The 1,939-nt window shown below is 69.6% G+C and carries 2 protein-coding genes; both read left to right on the top strand.

The features are described from left to right. A partial coding sequence (locus PROKR_RS28850; RefSeq protein ID WP_036970932.1) for a zinc-binding dehydrogenase occupies positions 1-580 on the top strand: 580 nt, incomplete at its 5' end. 303 nt (positions 581-883) lie between these two features. Beyond that, the gene (locus PROKR_RS28845) at positions 884-1,918 is read left to right on the top strand and encodes a TerC family protein (RefSeq protein ID WP_036970929.1); all 1,035 of its coding nucleotides are present in this window, start codon (positions 884-886) and stop codon (positions 1,916-1,918) included. Positions 1,919-1,939: the final 21 nt, after the last annotated feature.

Raw genomic sequence — 1,939 nt, 5'->3', positions numbered from 1 at the left:
CGTCACGGCGCTCCAGTTCCTGCGGGCCGCCGAGCTGCGGGCCGGGCAGCACATCGCCATCACCGGCGCGGGCGGCGGGATCGGGCACTTCGCGGTGCAGATCGCCGCGGCCTGGGGTGCCGAGGTGACCGGGGTGTGCGGCCCGCGCAACGCCGCGATGGTCCGGGAGCTCGGGGCGTCCGAGGTGATCGACTACACGAAGGACGACGTCACCGCTGGGGATCGGCGCTTCGACGTCGTCTTCACCAACGCGGGCCGGTACTCCCTGCGGGCGCTCGGCCGCGTCGTCGTGCCCGGCGGGCTGGTGCTGGCCAACGACGGCAGCCGGGAGGGCCTGCTCGGCCCCATGCCGGAGCTGATGACGGCGCCCCTGGTCTCGCGGATGCGCCCGTACCGGATCCTGAACGTCTCGGCGACCACCAGCGGCGAGGACCTCGGCGTCCTGGAGGGCCTCGTGGCCGACGGCGTGCTGCTGCCCATCGTCAGCGCGACGTACCCGCTGGAGCGGGCCGTGGACGCGATCCGGCAGGTCGCCGGGCACGGCCACGCGCGCGGCAAGCTGGTCGTGACGATCAGCTGATCCTCCGCCCGACCGGCCGCCCGGACGGGCCCGCGCGGCAGCCGGAGAGTGCCCAAGATCACGTTCGGGAACAAACCTGGCGTCCCGTATGCTTTCCCTCCGTTGGAGGGGAGTACCTCGTAACGGTCAGGTCGTCATCACAGCTGCCAGTGACGCCAGCTCGGCCCGGCCGGCCCGCGGTGCACCGTCGCCTGGTTTCGTCCAGGCTGGTGCACGGGCGGGCGAGGAAGACCTCCGGTGCCCTGCTGTGCTCACCGGAGGCTAGATGCGATCACGCGTTCCTCCCTTTTCCGGAAGGAAGCAATGGTCCACGAACTGCCCGTGACCTTCGAACTGATCTCCCTCGGTGCGATGGTCCTGCTGCTCGTCGCCGATCTCCTCATCGTCGGACGGCGCCCCCATGTCCCGACCATGAAGGAGAGCGCCATCTGGGTGAGCTTCTACGTGGGCCTCGCCGTCGTCTACGGTCTCGTCGTCTGGGCCGTCGGCGGGCTCACCCCGGCGGCGGAGTTCTACGCCGGGTGGCTCATGGAGTACTCCCTGAGCGTCGACAACCTCTTCGTCTTCGTCATCATCATGGCGCGGTTCGCCGTGCCGCGGGACCAGCAGCAGCAGGTGCTCATGGTGGGCATCATCATGGCGCTGATCTTCCGGGCCGCGTTCATCCTCGCGGGTGCCGCCCTGCTCGAGCAGTTCACCTGGCTCTTCTACATCTTCGGCGCGTTCCTCCTCTACACGGCCGTGCAGCAGGCGATCCCGGAGAAGGAGGAGGAGCAGGACGACTTCAAGGAGAACGCCCTCATCCGGGTCATGCGGCGCGTGCTGCCGCTGCACCACCAGTACAACGGCTCCAGCCTCCGGACCACCGTCGACGGCCGCCGGCTCTTCACGCCGCTGATCATCGTGTTCCTGGCGATCGGCTCGACGGACGTGCTGTTCGCGCTCGACTCGATCCCGGCGATCTTCGGCATCACGCGGGACCCGTTCATCGTGTTCGCCACCAACCTGTTCGCGCTGATGGGTCTGCGCCAGCTCTACTTCCTGCTGGGCGGCCTGCTCGACCGGCTGGTGTACCTGCCCTACGCGCTCTCGGCGATCCTCGGCTTCATCGGGATCAAGCTGGTCCTCGAGGCCCTGCACACCAACTCGATCTCGTGGATCAACGGCGGCGAGGGCTTCCACTGGGCGCCCGAGATCCCGATCTGGCTGTCGCTCACGGTGATCGTGGCGTCCCTGGCGGCCGGAACGGTGGCCAGTCTCGCCAAGTCGGCGTACGACGCGCGGGTCGAGGCCGCCCGGCCCGCCCCCGAGCCGGCGTCGGAGGACGTCTCCCAGTGACGCCCTGACGGCCCCGGGCCG

The sequence above is a fragment of the Promicromonospora kroppenstedtii DSM 19349 genome, from assembly GCF_000515355.1.
Classification (GTDB): Bacteria; Actinomycetota; Actinomycetes; order Actinomycetales; family Cellulomonadaceae; genus Promicromonospora; species Promicromonospora kroppenstedtii.
This window is presented reverse-complemented; position numbering and strand designations above follow the sequence as displayed.